The sequence below is a fragment of the Treponema sp. OMZ 788 genome (assembly GCF_024181245.1).
GTDB lineage: Bacteria > Spirochaetota > Spirochaetia > Treponematales > Treponemataceae > Treponema_B.
This window is the reverse complement of the sequence record NZ_CP051199.1, coordinates 58,311-75,892: the sequence shown is the minus strand read 5'-3', so window position 1 is coordinate 75,892 and position 17,582 is coordinate 58,311. Positions and strand designations below refer to the sequence as shown.

The following is a 17,582-nucleotide window of genomic DNA, read 5'->3' as shown; positions in this document are numbered from 1 at the left end:
GTTGAGGAAAATTACAATAGGGGGAAGAAAAAAGCTGTTTTACTAAACTTACAAGCTATTTACTTTTTATAAACGGCAACCCTGTTTCTTCCGGCTTCCTTGGCGGCATAAAGGGCCGTGTCGGCAAATTTTAAGAGTTCAGGTGCCGTAATCTTTTCGTCATATACGGCAAGGCCTATCGAACAAGAAACTCTTAATGACGGATGCTCTTGAAATGTCAAGGCATTAACCTCGGTACATACTTTTTTGCAATGATACTCGGCTCTTTCCAATATTCCCCTTATAATAAAAGAAAACTCATCGCCTCCGTAACGGATTAAAATATCGTCCGTATCAAAATTACGCTTAAAAACTTCGACAATAGCTAATAGAACCTTGTCGCAAAAAACGGCTCCGTAGTCCCTGTTAAGCTTACCAAAGTGATCGATATCCACCATGGCAAAGTTTACCCCGATGTGCTGGCGGACACAGCGCTTCAATAGGCTTTCAAAGGACTCATCTAAATATCTTCTATTGTAGAGTCCTGTAAACTCGTCCGTAATCGCTCTTTTTTTGGCATCATCGCCCCATCGGATAATCTGCGATAAAAGCCCGTCCGTCTTGCCTAATCGGCTTCCGGTGATTTTAAGCATATTGTACAAAACCATAGAAGCTATCTTAGGCTGATCAAAAATTAACGAAGAAAAATCTTGTGATTTTAAAACAAGACAAGAGGTAGATTCTACAGCCTTGCAGGTTGCCGACCTATGCTCCTGTTCAAGCATAGCCATTTCGCCGAAAAAAGTCTCCGGCTCCGAGGCGGACAAGTTCAATTTCCTTTCCTTCAGATTTTACCGAAACGGAAATAGTACCCTTGACTATGATAAAAAGCTCGTTGCCCGATTCGCCTTCATAGACGAGGGCCTGCCCCGCTTCAAATTCGGAATAGAACATGGCCTCAGCTAAAACTTGAATCTCACTCAGAGAAAGATGAGCAAAGAGCCGTGCCGTCTGTAAAATTTCAAGCCATTTTTGTTTTGAGCTATTCATTTATATCCTCCTCAAAGAGAATCTTGGAGCCGCCGCGGGCCCGTCCGATAAGAGGCATTTCAGAGCATTGTTTTATAAAGTCAGCCTTTTCAATTTTTGTATCCGGATAGAGCAAGATGCCTAAACTCATGCTTAATTTAAAAGGATTGTTTAAGACAGGGGATATATCCAAATTTTCAAGCTCAGCCTTTATCTTTTCGGCTAAACTTGCAGCCCCGGAACGGTCCAATTTTGGAGTTAAAACGGCAAACTCGTTTCCCTGATAACGCATTAAAACAGAATCGGTATCCAAAAAACGGCTTAAATGATTGCCTATAAAGGTAAGACAGGCATCTCCTTTTTCGTGGCCGTAAGTGTCGTTGATAGCCTTAAAATTATCGGGCTTCATCATAATAAGAGAAAAAGAGCTTTTCATAAACTCTGCAATGTTTTCTTCAAGATAGGCCTTGTTTAAAAGGCCCGTAAGCTTATCCCCGTAAACCTGCTTTTGTAATTCCTGCATAATGGGAGAGTTTTCTTTTATTAAAGAGTTTGCCTTTCGGGTTCTTCTTGAAACCATAACCAAGAAAGACTTTAACAGTTGGGCATAGGTTACGGGATTATCCTTAAAGACATTTTCCATAGGTATTCCGTCTTTCGGAAAAGACAGGATGATGGTGTCCTCATTGGCAGAAGCTATGGCCTTTTGTTCATCCTGGGTAAGCATAGCTGTTTCACCGAACATTTCACCTGCTACGAATTCGGCAAGGACCGACTTATCTTCAGGAGATAAAATGATAACATTTCCTTCTACAATAATATAAAAGCGGTCACCTTTTGTATCCTGTTTAAAAATAATATCGCCTTTTTGGTAACTGTCTATCCCTGCATTATCGGCTATGTCCTTTAAGTAAACCTCATCCCATCCTGCAAAAAGAGGAGTATTACTTAAAGCCTCTATCTTTTGTCTATCTCTAATCATCTATACCACCTAAGGTCATTATAACATATTTTCGGTAAAAAAAAAGTGAGTATTGAAAAAAATCATGGAAAGAAATAAAAAAACTTATTCATAAAGCAGCTCCTCCAAATCTTTTTTAAAGGTTTGGTTTATGTTTTTCTTTTCTTTAAAGCGCCTTTTTGCCGACTTGGATTTTTTCTTCCTTCTTTATTAAGAATTTTTCCTGCCGTTTTTCCCGTCTTATTTTTCTTCTATCCTCTTTTAATAATTGCAGGTAGAGTTCATACCTGTTTTTATCCAGTAAGCCTGTTTTAAGAGCCTCTAAAACGGCACAGCCTTTTTCGCATGTATGCGTACAGTCGCTAAAAAGACACTTGGATTTTAGCTCGGTAATATCGGCAAAAGAATTTTCCCCGCTGTCCGAATCCCAGATACCCAGAACCTTCATGCCCGGAGTATCCATTATAACGCCCGAATCTTCTCCTAAAGAAATTATCTGACGGTTCGTTGTAGTATGAACGCCCTTATCTATTTTTTTATTTGTTTCGCTTGTGCGTAAAATTTCTTTTCCGGTTAAGCTGTTTACAAGGCTCGATTTTCCGACACCGGAAGAACCGATCAGCACCGAAGTCTTTCCCTTTTTAAAATAATGCTTTATATTTTTTAAGCTTTCGGGTTCATAAATACTTATGCAGTAGACTTTTAAATGAGGATAAATCTTTTTTATTAAATTTTCGGCATCTTCCCTTGCTTCGGATAAGTCCGCCTTAGTTAAAAGCAAAACGGTTTCGATGTTTTGCAATGCAAAAACATATCTGCCCAACCGGTTTAAATTAAAATCTTTGTTTAAGGACATACATATAAAAGCCGTATCGATATTAGCCGCAATAATTTGTTCAAGCTCAATCCCTGACCTAGGATCCGTCCTCGAAATTTTATTTTTACGCTCGTATAAAAAATCTATAAGTGCAATCGAAGAATTTTCTTGAGACTCAAAGCCTATCCAGTCTCCTACCGTAGGATAAGTACCGGATACCTCGCATTCTTTTTTAAAAGAGCCTTTTAAACGGGCTTCTTTTTCACCGTCTTTACATATTATTTTATAAGTATTCCCGGCAAAAAAAATAATACGTCCAACCTCTTTTTCGATTTTTTTATCCTTAAAAAAATCTTCAAACCCGAAATTTAAAATTGTTTCCATAATGTTTCCTTATACATAGAGAATTATTTTCTCCCGGGATCTACATCACAAAAAATTCGGATTTAAAAATCGGCAAACTTGAATACGAATAAAACCAAGCAAGTGAATTTAAGGTGAGAATCTTAATAAATAAAATTGATTTGATAAAATGCAGTTTATAAAGAGCTTCCGGGAGTAAGATCTTTGCCGCTTGTTAAAAGTAATACTATAGTCATAGAGCACCTCCCATAAATTTTAAAATTTGATATTCGGATACTAGCGTAAAATAGAAATTTTGTCAAGTAGATGTTTGCAGTACAAAAATTAAGCGGCAACGGAGAAGACTCTTAACCGCTGCCGCTTTGATTTCTTAAAGGCCCTTATTAAGCCTTAGGCCCCTATAATTCCTATGGCACCTAATACGATTAAAAGTTGGGCAAGAATATAGGTTTTCATGATTATAAAACGCATTCCGGCCTTGCCTCCTAAAAAGTATTGTGCAGACACAAGGGCATCAGATATGATAAACAAAACGCTTCCTACAGCAGCCAATATAAGCCCAATTGAAGGATTTGCAAAGGCAAAAACTATAAAGAGCCAGCTCATCGATGCGAGTATAAGCCCGTAAGTTATGACGATAGGCTTAAGTCCTTTTAAGTGTTTTTTTGTTCTCATTATGCTGTAAATAATTACGGCTAAAAAAATCACGGCAATGATAACTGCGGGAATGACAGGAATATATTCAACCTTGGCACCGAGTATAGCAAAAACTATATAACAGATTTGAGCAATTGCAAAAAATAAAACCCCAAGAGCAAAGTTTTGTTTTTCGCTGTCAAAAAGAAGGGCAACATCTCCCAAAAAACTGAAAATCAAGGCAATAATTATTAAAAGATTTAGAATCGAAAATGTTTGGATACTTACAAAACTGAAAGCCAAAAAGAATAAAAGAAGAGACGGCATCAACATAAACTTTGTAATATCAGCCCATTTTTGTTTTTGCCTAAAACACTTGATTAAATGAATGACCGAAATAACTGCAAACAAGACTAGAGCCGCTATACACCAAGGATCGAAACATTGAGCATACATATATACCTCCAAAAATATACCTACATCATAATGATATACCTAAATCGTCAAAAAAGCAAGATATTTTTTAAATTTAAGTTGACGATTAGGCTTTTCTATGTTATTCTGTACAAGACGGTAATGTTACCTTAGTTAATAGGTAAAAATTTATAACATCAGTTTATATGGAAGAATAATATGCAGATTTTTGATACTCATGCTCATCTCGGCTTGATCTATTCTGATCCGATTGAGCAGTTGCGGGTTGTACAGGAAGCCAGACAAGGCTCTGTAACAAGGATAATAAGTATATGTAACAGCCTCCACGACTTTTCAAAGGTGTACGAGACTCTCAGGTTTTCACCTGCAGTATACCATGCCGTAGGCGTATCTCCTTCCGAAGTTACATCCCCGGGAAAGGACTGGCAAAAAATTATAGAAGAAAGCTTAAAATTGCCCAATGTAGTGGCTGTAGGAGAAATAGGTCTTGATTATTGCAAAAAATACGGAGACAAGCGTTCTCAGATTGAACTTTTTATAGCCCAGCTTGACATTGCTTCAAAAGCGGGATTTCCTGTAATTATCCATAACAGGGAAGCAGGCAAGGACCTTCTTGACATATTAAAAGAAAGAATTCCTAAAGAGGGCGGCGTTTTACATTGCTACTCAGAAGACGATATTTATGCAAAAGAAGCCTTAAAGCTTCCCCTATACTTCTCCTTTGCAGGAAATTTGACTTACCGCAATGCAAGAAACTTGCACGATACGGTATTGGCGCTTCCTCTTGACCGAATCGTAGTCGAATCCGAAAGCCCCTTTATGCCTCCTTCGGTATACCGAGGCCAAAGGAACATGCCGGCCAATACAATCGAGACTGTAAAGTTTATGGCTGAAATGTTAAAGATGGATATTGAAGAACTTGCCGATCAGCTTTGGAAAAACAGCTGCAAACTCTTCAGGCTGCCGGAATAAGATGGCAAAAACACCGCTTTACAAGCCCGTCTCAATAGGCGGGCTTCTTTTATCGGGAAACATATTTTTGGCCCCTGTTGCAGGCTATTCCGACAAGGCCTTCCGCTCAATCTGTGCGGATTGCGGTGCAGATTTTACATACACCGAAATGGTCTCCTCTGAAGCCCTCGTGAGGGATTCCAATAAAACTGAAACCTTAATCGGAAGAGCTCCTAACGAAAAGGCCTATGCCGTGCAGATTTTCGGCTCAAATCCCGAATATATGGCAAAAACAGCCGTAATAATCGCCGAAAAATATTCTCCCGAATGTATCGACATAAATTCAGGCTGTCCTATGGCAAAGATTACCAAAAATGGAGCAGGTTCGGCCCTGATGACGGACATTCCGCTCTTATACAAAATTGTAAAGGCAGTAAACGATGCAATGGCTCCATATAAGATACCCGTAACCCTTAAAATAAGATCGGGCTTTACCGCTGATAAACTCAACTGGAAAGAAGCAGCCTCAGCCGCAATCGATGCCGGTGTTAAAATGCTCACCCTACATCCGCGCACCCGTGCACAGGTGTATTCGGGGAAGGCCGATTGGAACATTCTTGCAGAGCTTGTTCAATTTGCAAAGCCTTATCAAATTCCTATTTTCGGATCGGGAGATCTTTTTTCGCCTGAGGATGCCAAAAAAATGCTTGAAGAAACCGGCTGCACCGGCATAATGTTTGCCCGCGGGGCTATGGGAAACCCCTTTATCTTTACCCAAACGCGGGAGCTTTTAACCAAGGGGGCATACGGAGAAATAAGCACCGAACAAAAAATCCGCACCGGCTTTAAAGAGCTTGTCTTTTTATGCGATGAAAAGGGAGAAGAAAAAGGCTGCCGCGAAATGCGTAAACGCTTTGCTGCCTACACCAAGGGGATACCTGACGGCTCAAAACTCCGCCAAGAATTGGTACAAGCCTCAACAATCGAGGAGTACAAAGCTATAATTCAAAGTGCTTTTAATATTTCTTGCTTTTAAATAAAAATGTCTGAAACACTTAAACCCTCACAAGGACAGGATCTTCCATTTTTCAGCAGATAACCAAAGTTCTTTTTTGGTAACCTTGGTTCTTTTTACCCGTACAAGCTCTTTTTTATGGATAATATACTAAAATTGTAATATTATGATGGATAATTATTAATTGGGTAATTGGACAATTCGATTAAAATTGAAAAACAAACAACTTTTTATGGAGGTTTTCAAAATGAAAACAAACAATTCAAAAACTAAGGCAAAAGCCTTTTTGGGAGCCGCTTTTATGCTGCTCATCGCACTTATCTTTACAGCCTGCCCGCAAAAGGTAAAACCTAAGGCAGAGGAACCGCCGGCACCGCCTAAACACGCCGTAAACTTCAGCGTGGCAGGCACAGGTGGCACGCTCAAAGCGGAAGGGGACGGTATCACCCAGCCAGCAACCAGCCCAATCACTGTGGAACACGGCAAGGAGGTAATCTTCACGGCAAAGGCTAACGACGGCTACAGAGTGAAAGGCTGGACGCTCGACGGCAACGCCGTAAACGGCACAGCTGAGACCTACACACTGGCTGTAACCCAGCCTGCAACAGTCAAAGTGAGCTTTGAGCTTATACCTCAAGCCATTCTCACGCTCGCCCCCAACAATCTCACCATCGAAGTCAAGGCTAAGACGGAGGACGGCTCTGACATAACAGTGGAAGGTTGCACCGAGACAACGCTTGCAAGCGAGGCAAAAACCAAACTAACCGCAAAAGGCGCAACCGTCATTCTCAAAGGCAAAATCACCGAGCTTTCCTGCTACAACAATCAGCTCACTGCCCTCGACGTTCAAGGCTTAACCTCTTTGCAAAAGCTTGACTGCGGAAACAACAAGCTACCTGAGCTTAACGTGCAGGGCTTAACCTCTTTGCAAAGCCTTTCCTGCAGAAGAAATCAGCTCACCGCCCTTGACGTGCAGGGCTTAACCGCTTTGCAATATCTTGACTGCAGCAACAATAAGCTACCTGAGCTTAACGTGCAGGGCTTAACCGCTTTACAAAAACTTTACTGTATTGGCAATCAGCTTAGCGTGCTCAACGTGCAAGGCTTAACCGCTTTGAAAAAGCTTGAATGCTACATCAACCAGCTTAACGCCCAAGCGATGACAGAGATATTGAAGGCATTGCCGGCTCGAGAGGCAGGCGATAATGCAGAGGCTATTCTTTACACTGAGGAAACAAACGAACCCGAAGGCAACTGCAAAGACTACACCCAACCCGAAGACTTGAAGAAAGCCTTCGACGATGCAAAGGGTAGGAACTGGAAGCTACAGAAACTGAGCGAAAGCTGGGAACATGTAGACATTTAAGATTACACCCTAGCAACCGACGGGGTTCTTAGGGGCAGAAGCCCCTAAGCCGCATTTTTCTTTTTTCGGGGTCATAGGGGTGCTTCTTTCTTTTGTCGGAAAAAAGAAAAAAGCACCCCTAACCCGGGGGATTTTTAAGGGGGAACACCCCCTTAAATAAAACAAAACAACTTTTTATGGAGGTTTTCAAAATGAAAACAAACAATTCAAAAACTAAGACAAAAGCCTTTTTGGGAGCGGCTTTTGTGCTGCTCATCGCACTGCTGTTTACCGGCTGTCCTAATAGCGCGGGCGCCGAGAAGCCAGCCCCGCCTGCACCGCCCAAACACGCCGTCACTTTCAGCGTAGAAGGCACGCCGCCTAACGGCACGCTGAAAGCGATACTCGGCACAAGCGAAATCACTTCAGGCGACAAGGTTGAAGAGGGCAAATGGGTAATATTTACTGCCAAAGCCGATGCTGGCTACAGGGTAAAAGAGTGGAAAGTGGACGGCAACGTCATTAAAGGACACAAGTCAAACACCTACCCCCACAAGGTAACAAAACCTTGCGCCATTACCGTAAGCTTTGAGCCAAAAAAAGCCCTCCTCACCCTTGCGGCAGGCAAGAACACCGTGAAGGTGAAGGCAAAGACAGCTGACGGCAAGCCCATAACTGTGGAAGGCTGCACCGTAACAGAGCTTACAAGCGATGTGGAAACCACACTGACCGTAACAAACCCAGAGAGAAAGCTTGCCCTCATAGGAGACATCATCGAGCTTAACTGTAGCGGTGAAGAAACGCCAGGTGGTAACAGACCGCTTATCGCCCTTGACGCCTCAGGCTTAACCGCCTTGCAAAAGCTTGACTGTGCCAAAAACCAGCTTACCGCCCTTAACGTGCAAGGCTTAACTGCATTGCAAGAGCTTTACTGCAGAACCAATCAGATACCTGAGCTTAACGTGCAGGGCTTAACCAAATTGCAAAATCTTGAATGCTACAGCAATAAGCTCACCAGCCTTAACGTGCAAGGCTGTACCGCATTGCAAAAGCTGGACTGCACAGGCAATCAACTTACCGCCCTTAACGTGCAAGGCTTAAATGCTTTGCAAGAGTTGTACTGCCGACAAAATAAGCTCACTGCCCTTAACGTGCAAGGCTGTACCGCATTGCAAAGGCTGGACTGCATAGGCAATCAGCTTAGCACCCTTAACGTGCAAGGCTTAACTGCATTGCAAACTCTGAAGTGCGGAGGTAATAAGCTTACCACCCTTAACGTGCAGGGCTGCACCGCATTGCAACATCTTTACTGCGAAAACAATCAGCTTGCCACCCTTAACGTGCAAGGGTGCACCTCTTTGAAAACCCTGCTATGCTATAAAAATAAGCTTAATGCCGATGCCTTCACAAAGCTCTTTAACGATTTACCGACCCGTGAGGTAAGCGACAAGGCAAAGGCTCTGCTTTATGCCGACCAAACAGCTTCCGAAGAGAACTGCAAAAACTTCAGCACTCCCGAAAGCCTTAAAAAAGCCTTTGAGAACGCAAAAAACGTAAAGCACTGGAAGCTGCGAAAAATGAAGGGCTATATTGAGGAAGACATTTAAGATAATGGGGAATTGATTTAATGGGTAATGGGTAATAAGCAAGGGAAGGAAAGCCCTTTTCTCGGATAAAAGTTTCTTTCCTTCCCTTAAAACAAACACACAACTTTTTATGGAGGTTTTCAAAATGAAAACAAACAACTCAAAAACTAAGACAAAAGCCTTTTTGGGAGCCGCTTTTATGCTGCTTGTCGCACTTATCTTTACAGCCTGCCCGCAAAAGGCAAAGCCTAAGGCAGAGGAACCGCCGGCACCGTCTGAGTACACACCCGTTGCCTACGACAAACTTAAAGACTACCTGCAAAAACTGCCTCCAGGCGATACCGAACAAAAAATCCGCACCGGCTTTAAAGAGCTTGTCTTTTTATGCGATGAAAAGGGAGAAGAAAAAGGCTGCCGCGAAATGCGTAAACGCTTCGCCGCATACACCAAGGGCATACCTGACGGCTCAAAACTCCGCCAAGAATTGGTACAAGCCTCAACAATCGAGGAGTACAAAAATATAATTCAAAATTATTTTCAATTGACATAAGAGGATTTCTTCTATATACTTATTTTTGTAAAAAATTCGGAAACTTCTGTTTCCTCAATATCTTAGGAGTACTTATGTCAGACACATGCACAGTAAAAACTCTGCCTTTGGTTCCGTTTAAGGAAATGCCTTATACGCGGCCGGATATGAAGGCGATTGAAAAGGGCTTTGCCGATGCCCTATCTAAATTTAAGGCGGCAGCTTCGGTAAAAGAACAGATCGAAGCTATCGATATGGTACAGGCCATAAACCGCGAGTACAGCACTATGGCTTCTTTGGCCTCGGTCAGGCACACCATCGATACAAGGGACGAATTCTACGATAAAGAAAACGATTTTTATGATGAGGCAGGCCCTCTTTTTAGTAAGCTTTCAAACGAATTCGGTGCAGAAATGGTAAAATCGAAATTTAGAGCCGAGCTTGAAAAGGAATTCGGTCATCAAGTTTTTGATTTAACCGACCTATCCTTAAAGGTGTTCAGCCCCGAAATTATGGACGACCTCATGGCGGAAAACAAGCTTACCAGTAAATACAGTAAGCTCATCGCCTCTGCCCAGATCGAATTCCAAGGTGAAAAAAGAACCCTTTCCCAGCTAACCCCCTTTATGCAGGACATGGACAGGGAGGTAAGAAAGGCAGCAGCAAAAGCCTATTACGGTTTTTTTGAAGAAAACGAAGCCGCGTTTGATTCAATCTATGATGAGCTTGTAAAGATACGCACAAAGATAGCCAAAAAACTCGGCTACAAAAACTTTGTTCAGCTTGCCTATGACCGCCTCGGAAGAACCGAGTACAATGCCGAAATGGTTGCAAACTACCGCAAGCAGATTTATGAGCTTGTTGTTCCGATTGCTCAGGCCTTAAAAAAACGCCAAAGCAAGAGATTAAAGCTCGATAAGGTCTATTATTACGATACCGGCCTCAAATACCTTACGGGAAATGCCGTTCCGCAAGGCGAGCCTGATTGGATTGTTGAGCAGGCAAAGAAGATGTACAACGAGCTTTCACCCGAAACAAAGGAATTCTTCGGCATTATGACCGATTACGGACTAATGGACCTACTTTCAACAAAGGGAAAGGCAGGCGGAGGTTATTGCACGGGCTTCCCCATGTACAAGGTTCCCTTTATCTTTGCAAACTTTAACAAGACCCAGCACGATGTCGAGGTTATGACCCACGAAGCAGGCCATGCCTTCCAAGCCTATCAAAGCAGGGATGCCCGTCTTCTCGAATACGGATGGCCCACCCTTGAAGCTTGCGAAATTCACTCGATGAGTATGGAATTTTTTACATGGCCCTGGATGGAGCTTTTCTTTAAGCACCAGACAGAAAAGTTTAAGTTTACCCATCTTTCAGGCGCCTTCGAATTCCTCCCCTACGGAGCCACAGTAGACGAATTCCAGCACTGGGTATATGAAAACCCCGAAACAACTCCTGCCGAAAGAAAGGCGGAATGGCATAAGATAGAATTAAAGTACAATCCCTCAATCGATTATGCCGATAACGACTACCTTAACCGCGGCGGTTTTTGGGTAAAACAGGGGCACATCTTTGCTTCTCCTTTCTATTATATAGATTACACCTTGGCCCAAGTTTGCGCCCTACAGTTTTGGGTAAAGGCCAATGCCGACCGCAAAACGGCATGGGAAGATTATTTACGTCTCTGCAAGGCAGGCGGAAGCCTCCCCTTCTTGGAGCTTTTAAAACTTGCAAACCTAAAAAATCCCTTTGAAGAAGACTGCATCGCTTCGGTAACCCCCGAATGCGAAAAATGGCTCAATTCGATAGACGATTCAAAACTGTAGCAGTACAAATGAAGCCCCAGCCTTTCGCCGCATTTGATGTTAAGTAACACAGCTTTCAAAGCAACGGTTGAAACTAAAGTGCACCGGAACAAATGGGAAAGGAGTAAAATGCTTTTGTTGACATAAGACAATGAAAATATTATCCTATTTATGCAGCTTTTTGAATTGGAGGCAGTAAAATGGTGTGGGTGATTTTTGCATTTTTATCCGCTGTTTTTGCGGCCCTTACTTCTATTTTGGCAAAAGTCGGGATTGAAGGAGTAAACTCAAATCTGGCAACAGCGGTAAGAACGGCCGTGGTATTAGCAATGGCGTGGGGCATGGTTTTTATTACCAATGCACAACACGGAATAATGGATATCAGCAAGAAAAGCTGGGTATTTTTGGTTCTTTCGGGGCTGGCGACAGGTGCTTCCTGGCTGTGTTATTACAAGGCATTGCAAACCGGTGAAGCATCCAAAGTCGTTCCTATCGATAAATTAAGCGTAGTTATTACATTGATATTAGCGGTAATTTTTCTACACGAGAATATCAATGTGAAATCTATAATCGGTGCGCTGCTGATTACGGCAGGCACACTTTGCATGGTTTTGTAAGACGAGCCCTGTACCGAAACGAATATGACATAATTGTTATTATGAGAAGTTCGAGGGAAAAAATGATGTTTGTATTGATAATGAGATTCCTTTTGAACTACCGGAAAACTGGCAGTGGACAAAATTAGGACGAATTTGCGATAAGCTTGTAGATGGAGATCATAACCCACCTAAAGGTATCGAAGAAAAAACAGAATATATAATGATTTCTTCAAGAAATATTAATCATAACACAGTAGAAGATTTAGAAAATGTCAGATATTTAACGAAAGAGATGTTTGATGCAGAAAATTTGAGGACCAATGCTACAACGGGTGATATACTTTTCACATCCGTAGGTTCATTAGGAAGAAGTTGCATTTACGACGGCCGAATGAATATCTGCTTTCAACGGAGTGTTTCCATTCTTAACACCAAGGTTTACAACAAGTATGTAAAATTTTTTTTTGATAGTAATTTTTATCAAAATTATGTAGCTGAACATGCTACCGGTACTGCTCAAATGGGATTTTATTTACACGAAATGGCAGAATCTTTTATTGCTATTCCTCCAATTTCAGAGCAAAAAAGAATTGTTGCTAGAATTGAAGAAATATTTTATGTTTTAGATAATATTCAAAGAAATCTTGTCTAATTGGCTAAAAAGTTCATCAATTTTATCTAAAATCCGTTTTTGTGCAGCTAATGGCGGTAATGGAAATAAGATACGCTGAATACTTGTTTTGGTTAAACTCGGCAATGTTGTACTGCTGTCCAATGATGTAAAGTCAAATGATTTACAGAAATAAAATAGATATCGAGGCAGAACAATTGATGATGGTGCAAGGCCAAAAGCAGTGTCGACATTCCAGAGCTTTTCTTCCACAAATATAGGATTGTTTATTGAACCTTTGCGTCCGATTATTGTGCAATTTTCCGGGCAAATATAGTCATTAGCGTATCCCATAATACCGCCGCTTCCATAAATTGGATATTCACCAGTGTCATCTTCTACCTGTGATTGATTTTTTCCGTTTATTACATCAGCAACATCGCCAAAATGCCTCCATGTCCACGATTCAGGAATAGCAGAGAGCATTTCTGTAGCTTTTTCGGTTCCATCACCAAACTTCTCATAATAACAAGAAATCACATTACAAGTATACTCTCTGGTAAGCGAGAGATCGCTAATCTTGTTTATTGGGAGGTCGTTATGGAAAACGGCACAAGTTTTGAAGAGTATTTGAAGAAAAGCAATCTTTCTCAGAATACTCTTACATCGTATTTATGGACAGTTAAATACTACACAGAACATTATGATTCTGTCAGTAAGGAAAATCTGCTTGCATACAAAGGCTATCTGATTGAGTTTTTTAAACCGAAAACGGTGAATTTAAGGATTCAGGGAATTAACAAGTATTTGCAGTTTATACATAAAGATCAGCTGCAGTTAAAATTTGTAAAAGTTCAGCAGAAGAACTTCCTTGAAAATGTTATAAGTAATGCTGACTATCAATTTTTGAAATCAAGCCTTAAAAGAGACGGAAATCGAGAATGGTATTTTGTCGTGTGGTTCCTCGCAGCTACAGGGGCTCGTGTCAGCGAACTTATTCAGATAAAAGTTGAGCATGTTAAGTTGGGATATTTTGATCTATATTCAAAGGGTGGAAAACTCAGGCGGCTCTATATTCCAAAAATTTTGAAGGAAGAAGCCATGCAATGGCTGGAGTCAATCGGACGCGACTCCGGCTATCTGTTCCTAAATCGCTTTGAAAAGCACATTACTACCCGCGGAATTGCTCAGCAGTTAAAGAATTATGCCAGAAAGTACGGGATAAGTGAAAAGGTTGTGTATCCGCATTCATTCCGGCACCGATATGCAAAGAATTTTCTTGAAAAGTTCAATGATATTTCTCTGCTTGCCGATTTAATGGGACATGAAAGTATCGAAACAACGCGTATTTACTTACGTCGAACCGCAAGCGAACAGCGGGAACTGGTTGACAGCATTGTAACGTGGTAAAAATTGAAACTGTCCGGAAACTTCAGTTTTTGGACAGTTTTCTTACTTTAAACGGCCCATTTTTTGAAAAACCATATCGGCAATTCCAAGTAATAATTCTTATAGCAAACACCTTACTGCAACTGAATTTGCCTCTGTTGTCAGCTTGAAGCGAATGTTATTCATCGCTTATCTCTTTTAGTTTTTTAATAGTATCTTGATCTTTTAGCCATACATCCATAGAACCAAAACTATTTTGTTAGTGTAGTTGTGATAAAATCAAACTGAGCAAATAGCTCTTCAATTTTGGTAACAATTCTTTGTTGCTCAGCAAGTGGGGGGAGAGGAATGAGAAAATCATTTATTTGAGCAAGAATAATACGTTTTAACGCAGAACCTTTTGCATCCTTTTTCATTTTGTTTTGTAATAAATCAGATATTAAAATATATGCTAGAAACCAAGATAAAATTTCATTTGAAGGTTTGATAAGAGCAACACTCGATAACATGCTAAAAGGGTAATTTAACTTATTAACAGCAACTTCTCCAATAGTTCCGTCTTTAGTTAATAAGATATCATTCAACTCAGGTGAACATCTACTATAAATAGACTCATGTATTTCTTTAGAAATATACGTTGCATCATCTAAACAAATGTCTAGATTTTTTATATTCTTTGCTGTGATATAAAGAAAGTCCCCTGAAGCGCTATTCGATGGTGAATTATGCGTACCATCAGTAATTGGTTTTCTGCATACTTCGGGCAATCTACACCATGCCCACCCTTCCGGTACATCAAATGGAATTTCATCAGAGATATTTTCCTTGCCGCCATCGGTATATTTTTGATAATAACAATTATCAGTAGAATTTTTATAAATATACGAATCATTCTTGCCGCGTTTTATCTCTCCGGAAGCGATTTTAGCTTCTTTTTCAGCATGGAGTTTTTCCAGCATAACACTTGCAGGTTCATCGTCAGGATCTTGCGGAACAAGCTTCCCTCGGATTGCAAGATCGAGGATTTTTGACTTTGCCTGTTTGACGGCTGTCTGTAAGTCGGCTTTATTTTGTTCCAGCAGGTCGATTTGTGCAAAGATTGCTTCTATATTTGTAGTTATACGCTTCTGCTCTAAGAGTGGAGGAAGGGGAAATAAAACTTGCTTTACCGTATCAGCCTTTAAATTTTTGACAGTTGAACCTGCGGCAACCAAAGAAAATGAGTTGTAAATATACTTAGAACTTAGAGCATAATACAAGAAATCTTTTAGAAGATACTTTATTATATCAGCAAAAACAAGCCAGCCGTCATGTATGCAGCCATCTATTTTTAAAATATAAGGCCGACCGAAACTCATAGAATTTGTTAGTAGGAAGTCCCCTGCATGAACAAAACGAGAATGTTTTTTACCTTCGGGTTTGATTTTTTCTTTTGCAGAAATTATATATTTACTTTCCGGAACCGTATCACCTATCTTTATCCAATTTATACCATTTTTTTTGTCAGTAATGAAGTCTTCAATAGGTCGCGGTGAGCCACCTCTCGCAATATCTGCCACTACCCCCAACCTACACCACGCCCAGCCCTCCGGCACGGCAAACGGGATTTCGTCCTCGATATCCTTTACTCTGCCGTCTGCGAACTTCTCATAGTGTCTGTTATCATCACCGAAAAAAATATACGAATCATTTTTACCGCGTTTTATCTCTCCGGAAGCGATTTTTTTCTCTTTTTCTGCACGGATTTTTTCAAGGAGTATGGCTGCACTCTCATCGGTCGGATCTTGCTTTACCAGCTTTCCGTGAATTGCGAGGTCTAAAATTTTTTGACGTAATGCATTTGTGTTCACGTTATAATCTCCCTGTAACAGCCATTATCAGCTGCCGCTCATTTCAAGCGAAGTTTTATATTCTTCTATCTGCTCACTCAAATTCCGTATATGGTAGAACCTTCTATTGCGGTTGAATGTGTGATAATCGAATATAAATAGAATTTATCATAATCAAGCTGCTGAGAAATTTGCAGCTTGTTGTATTCCGTTATAACTTCTGAGAGTTTATTAAAGTTTTGTTCTTCGTTCCGATTTATCATTCTTCAATTCCTTCAATCAGTTTTGAAAGTTCAGTAACGGCAGCGGCAATATTTGCACTTTTGACTTGAATAGTTTGCATAAGCTCGGCAAGGGAACAGTCTACTGTATCGGAACCATCTTTTATCCAAGAAATATCCAGACCTGTTTTATCCCGCGCAAGCAATTCATTGACGTGATATTTACGCCATCTGCCGTTCGGATTTTCGGGCGACCACGTTTCTTTGCGGTCTTCAAAATGTCCTGCACAGTAGCAGTTTACAAAGTCTTCAAGGTCGGAACTTTTAAGCGGTTTCGTTGCAAGTGTGTGTTTAATCCCTGTCCGGTAATCGTAATACCATGTCTCTTGTGTCGGGCTACCTTTTTCAAAGAACAGTACATTTGCTTTTACGCCGTTTGCGTAGAAAATACCGGTCGGCAAACGAAGAATCGTATGAAGATTAAAATCTTTTAGCAGTTTTTTGCGGAGAATTTCTCCGGCACCGTCTGCAAAAAGCACATTATCGGGAAGAACGATTCCGGCTCTTCCGCCGTCCTTTAACATGACCATCATGTGCTGTAAAAAATTTAACTGGTTGTTGCTTGTTGTTACAATCAAATCGGAACGCATTGTCGAAATATCGACGCTTCCTGCAGGCCGAGCACCGAAAGGCGGATTTGCAAGAATTACATCTACAAGATATTCGGGTTCATGTTCCAAACTATCTTCACATTTAATCGGTGTGGTGTCCGCTCCAATGTCGTGAAGATAAAGGTTCATAGAAGCCAACGTTACGACAAGAGGCGTAATGTCATTTCCCCTAAGAGCCTTAGTTTGTAAGAAATCCACTTTACTCTGTTCGTCGCTTTGTTTGCGCATATAGTCATAGGCAGCGAGCAAGAATCCTCCGGTTCCGCATGCCGGGTCGGCAACGGTCTCCGTAATTTTCGGCTGAACAACATCAACCATAGCATTAATCAAGGGGCGCGGCGTAAAGTACTGCCCTGCTCCGGATTTTTTATCCTGCCCGTTTTTTTCAAGAATACTTTCGTAAATTGCGCCTTTTAGATCTCCGTCCATACTGAACCAGTTTTCTTCATCAATCATTCCGATCAGTTTTTTAAGAAGTGCCGGTTTTGCAATTTTATTTTGCGCTTCCGTAAAAATTGCGCCGATAAGTCCGTCTGCTGCCTGTAAAACTTCCAGAATCTTTTCATATTTTGCAAGCTGATCTGGCCCATCCAGTTGAACGATATCTTTCCACTTACTTCCGTCAGGAAGTGCACTGCCTAAACCGTATGATTCTTTTTCAAAATCCATTTTTAGAAATAAGAGATATGTCAGCTGAATAATATAATCAGTAAATCCGATACCGGCTGCCGCAAGAACGTCTGCCATGTTCCAAACTTTTTTCGTAAGAGCCTGTTCCGGTTTTGTTTGTGTTGCTTCTTTTTTTGCCATTT

The 17,582-nt window shown here is 41.0% G+C and carries 14 protein-coding genes and 3 pseudogenes; 9 read left to right on the top strand and 8 right to left on the bottom strand.

Going from position 1 to position 17,582, the window contains the following annotated elements; genetic code table 11:
• Positions 1-59: 59 nt before the first annotated feature.
• The 4 genes and pseudogenes from E4O00_RS00320 to E4O00_RS00305 all read right to left on the bottom strand — a co-directional run bounded on the left by E4O00_RS00320 (position 60) and on the right by E4O00_RS00305 (position 4,241).
• Positions 60-1,029, bottom strand: a pseudogene (locus tag E4O00_RS00320) (GGDEF domain-containing protein).
• Complete coding sequence (locus E4O00_RS00315; protein ID WP_253677998.1) at positions 1,022-1,990, bottom strand: GGDEF domain-containing protein; 969 nt, start codon at positions 1,988-1,990, stop codon at positions 1,022-1,024. Before E4O00_RS00315 ends, E4O00_RS00320 begins: the two are co-directional and overlap by 8 nt.
• A gap of 145 nt (positions 1,991-2,135) precedes the next feature.
• Positions 2,136-3,170: a ribosome small subunit-dependent GTPase A gene (gene rsgA, locus E4O00_RS00310; protein ID WP_253677997.1), complete on the bottom strand. Its 1,035-nt coding sequence runs from the start codon at positions 3,168-3,170 to the stop codon at positions 2,136-2,138.
• Positions 3,171-3,539: 369 nt separating this feature from the next.
• Entirely contained in the window at positions 3,540-4,241 is a 702-nt protein-coding gene (locus E4O00_RS00305) for a lysoplasmalogenase (RefSeq protein ID WP_253677996.1), read from the bottom strand.
• A 177-nt stretch (positions 4,242-4,418) separates the two neighbouring features.
• Between E4O00_RS00305 and E4O00_RS00300 the strand changes: the two genes are divergently transcribed.
• From E4O00_RS00300 to E4O00_RS00265, 8 genes and pseudogenes are all read left to right on the top strand, one after another.
• Positions 4,419-5,192, top strand: coding sequence for a TatD family hydrolase (locus E4O00_RS00300; protein WP_253677995.1), 774 nt, complete (start codon positions 4,419-4,421; stop codon positions 5,190-5,192).
• Position 5,193: 1 nt separating this feature from the next.
• Positions 5,194-6,207: a tRNA dihydrouridine synthase DusB gene (dusB, locus tag E4O00_RS00295; RefSeq protein WP_253679758.1), complete on the top strand. Its 1,014-nt coding sequence runs from the start codon at positions 5,194-5,196 to the stop codon at positions 6,205-6,207.
• A 226-nt stretch (positions 6,208-6,433) separates the two neighbouring features.
• Positions 6,434-7,552 (top strand): leucine-rich repeat domain-containing protein, encoded by a 1,119-nt coding sequence (locus tag E4O00_RS00290; protein ID WP_253677994.1) that lies wholly within the window; start codon positions 6,434-6,436, stop codon positions 7,550-7,552.
• A 191-nt stretch (positions 7,553-7,743) separates the two neighbouring features.
• Positions 7,744-9,138: a leucine-rich repeat domain-containing protein gene (locus tag E4O00_RS00285; RefSeq protein WP_253677993.1), complete on the top strand. Its 1,395-nt coding sequence runs from the start codon at positions 7,744-7,746 to the stop codon at positions 9,136-9,138.
• A 319-nt stretch (positions 9,139-9,457) separates the two neighbouring features.
• Positions 9,458-9,667: pseudogene (locus E4O00_RS14055) on the top strand (tRNA-dihydrouridine synthase); the annotation flags it as partial.
• A 74-nt stretch (positions 9,668-9,741) separates the two neighbouring features.
• Positions 9,742-11,472 carry a M3 family oligoendopeptidase gene (locus E4O00_RS00275; protein WP_253677991.1) on the top strand — a complete coding sequence of 577 codons (1,731 nt, stop codon included), beginning with the start codon at positions 9,742-9,744 and terminating at the stop codon, positions 11,470-11,472.
• 179 nt (positions 11,473-11,651) lie between these two features.
• A complete protein-coding gene (locus E4O00_RS00270) occupies positions 11,652-12,068 on the top strand; it encodes an EamA family transporter (protein ID WP_253677990.1) in 417 nt (138 codons plus the stop codon).
• Positions 12,069-12,141: 73 nt separating this feature from the next.
• Positions 12,142-12,702: a restriction endonuclease subunit S gene (locus E4O00_RS00265; RefSeq protein ID WP_371922736.1), complete on the top strand. Its 561-nt coding sequence runs from the start codon at positions 12,142-12,144 to the stop codon at positions 12,700-12,702.
• On the opposite strand, the gene E4O00_RS00260 is transcribed toward E4O00_RS00265, so the two are convergent.
• Positions 12,673-13,200: a restriction endonuclease subunit S gene (locus tag E4O00_RS00260; protein WP_253677989.1), complete on the bottom strand. Its 528-nt coding sequence runs from the start codon at positions 13,198-13,200 to the stop codon at positions 12,673-12,675. The genes E4O00_RS00265 and E4O00_RS00260 overlap by 30 nt on opposite strands.
• A 60-nt stretch (positions 13,201-13,260) precedes the next feature.
• Here E4O00_RS00260 and E4O00_RS00255 point away from each other — a divergent pair, with 60 nt between their 5' ends.
• Positions 13,261-14,070, top strand: coding sequence for a tyrosine-type recombinase/integrase (locus tag E4O00_RS00255; protein WP_253677988.1), 810 nt, complete (start codon positions 13,261-13,263; stop codon positions 14,068-14,070).
• A 230-nt stretch (positions 14,071-14,300) separates the two neighbouring features.
• Here E4O00_RS00255 and E4O00_RS00250 read toward each other — a convergent pair whose 3' ends face one another.
• The 3 genes and pseudogenes from E4O00_RS00250 to E4O00_RS00240 form a co-directional block, all read right to left on the bottom strand.
• Complete coding sequence (locus tag E4O00_RS00250) at positions 14,301-15,899, bottom strand: restriction endonuclease subunit S (RefSeq protein ID WP_253677987.1); 1,599 nt, start codon at positions 15,897-15,899, stop codon at positions 14,301-14,303.
• Between the two features lie 89 nt (positions 15,900-15,988).
• Positions 15,989-16,141, bottom strand: a pseudogene (locus tag E4O00_RS00245) (cell filamentation protein Fic); the annotation flags it as partial.
• Positions 16,138-17,580 carry a type I restriction-modification system subunit M gene (locus E4O00_RS00240; RefSeq protein ID WP_253677985.1) on the bottom strand — a complete coding sequence of 481 codons (1,443 nt, stop codon included), beginning with the start codon at positions 17,578-17,580 and terminating at the stop codon, positions 16,138-16,140. The gene E4O00_RS00240 and the pseudogene E4O00_RS00245, both read right to left, overlap by 4 nt.
• Positions 17,581-17,582 lie beyond the last annotated feature (2 nt).

Excerpts from the sequence above, each read along its gene's own strand:
- E4O00_RS00315 (WP_253677998.1), bottom strand. The coding sequence starts at position 1,990 with ATGATTAGAGATAGACAAAAGATAGAGGCTTTAAGTAATACTCCTCTT.
- rsgA (WP_253677997.1), bottom strand. The coding sequence starts at position 3,170 with ATGGAAACAATTTTAAATTTCGGGTTTGAAGATTTTTTTAAGGATAAA.
- E4O00_RS00305 (WP_253677996.1), bottom strand. The coding sequence starts at position 4,241 with ATGTATGCTCAATGTTTCGATCCTTGGTGTATAGCGGCTCTAGTCTTG.
- E4O00_RS00300 (WP_253677995.1), top strand. The coding sequence starts at position 4,419 with ATGCAGATTTTTGATACTCATGCTCATCTCGGCTTGATCTATTCTGAT.
- dusB (WP_253679758.1), top strand. The coding sequence starts at position 5,194 with ATGGCAAAAACACCGCTTTACAAGCCCGTCTCAATAGGCGGGCTTCTT.
- E4O00_RS00290 (WP_253677994.1), top strand. The coding sequence starts at position 6,434 with ATGAAAACAAACAATTCAAAAACTAAGGCAAAAGCCTTTTTGGGAGCC.
- E4O00_RS00285 (WP_253677993.1), top strand. The coding sequence starts at position 7,744 with ATGAAAACAAACAATTCAAAAACTAAGACAAAAGCCTTTTTGGGAGCG.
- E4O00_RS00275 (WP_253677991.1), top strand. The coding sequence starts at position 9,742 with ATGTCAGACACATGCACAGTAAAAACTCTGCCTTTGGTTCCGTTTAAG.
- E4O00_RS00270 (WP_253677990.1), top strand. The coding sequence starts at position 11,652 with ATGGTGTGGGTGATTTTTGCATTTTTATCCGCTGTTTTTGCGGCCCTT.
- E4O00_RS00255 (WP_253677988.1), top strand. The coding sequence starts at position 13,261 with ATGGAAAACGGCACAAGTTTTGAAGAGTATTTGAAGAAAAGCAATCTT.
- E4O00_RS00240 (WP_253677985.1), bottom strand. The coding sequence starts at position 17,580 with ATGGCAAAAAAAGAAGCAACACAAACAAAACCGGAACAGGCTCTTACG.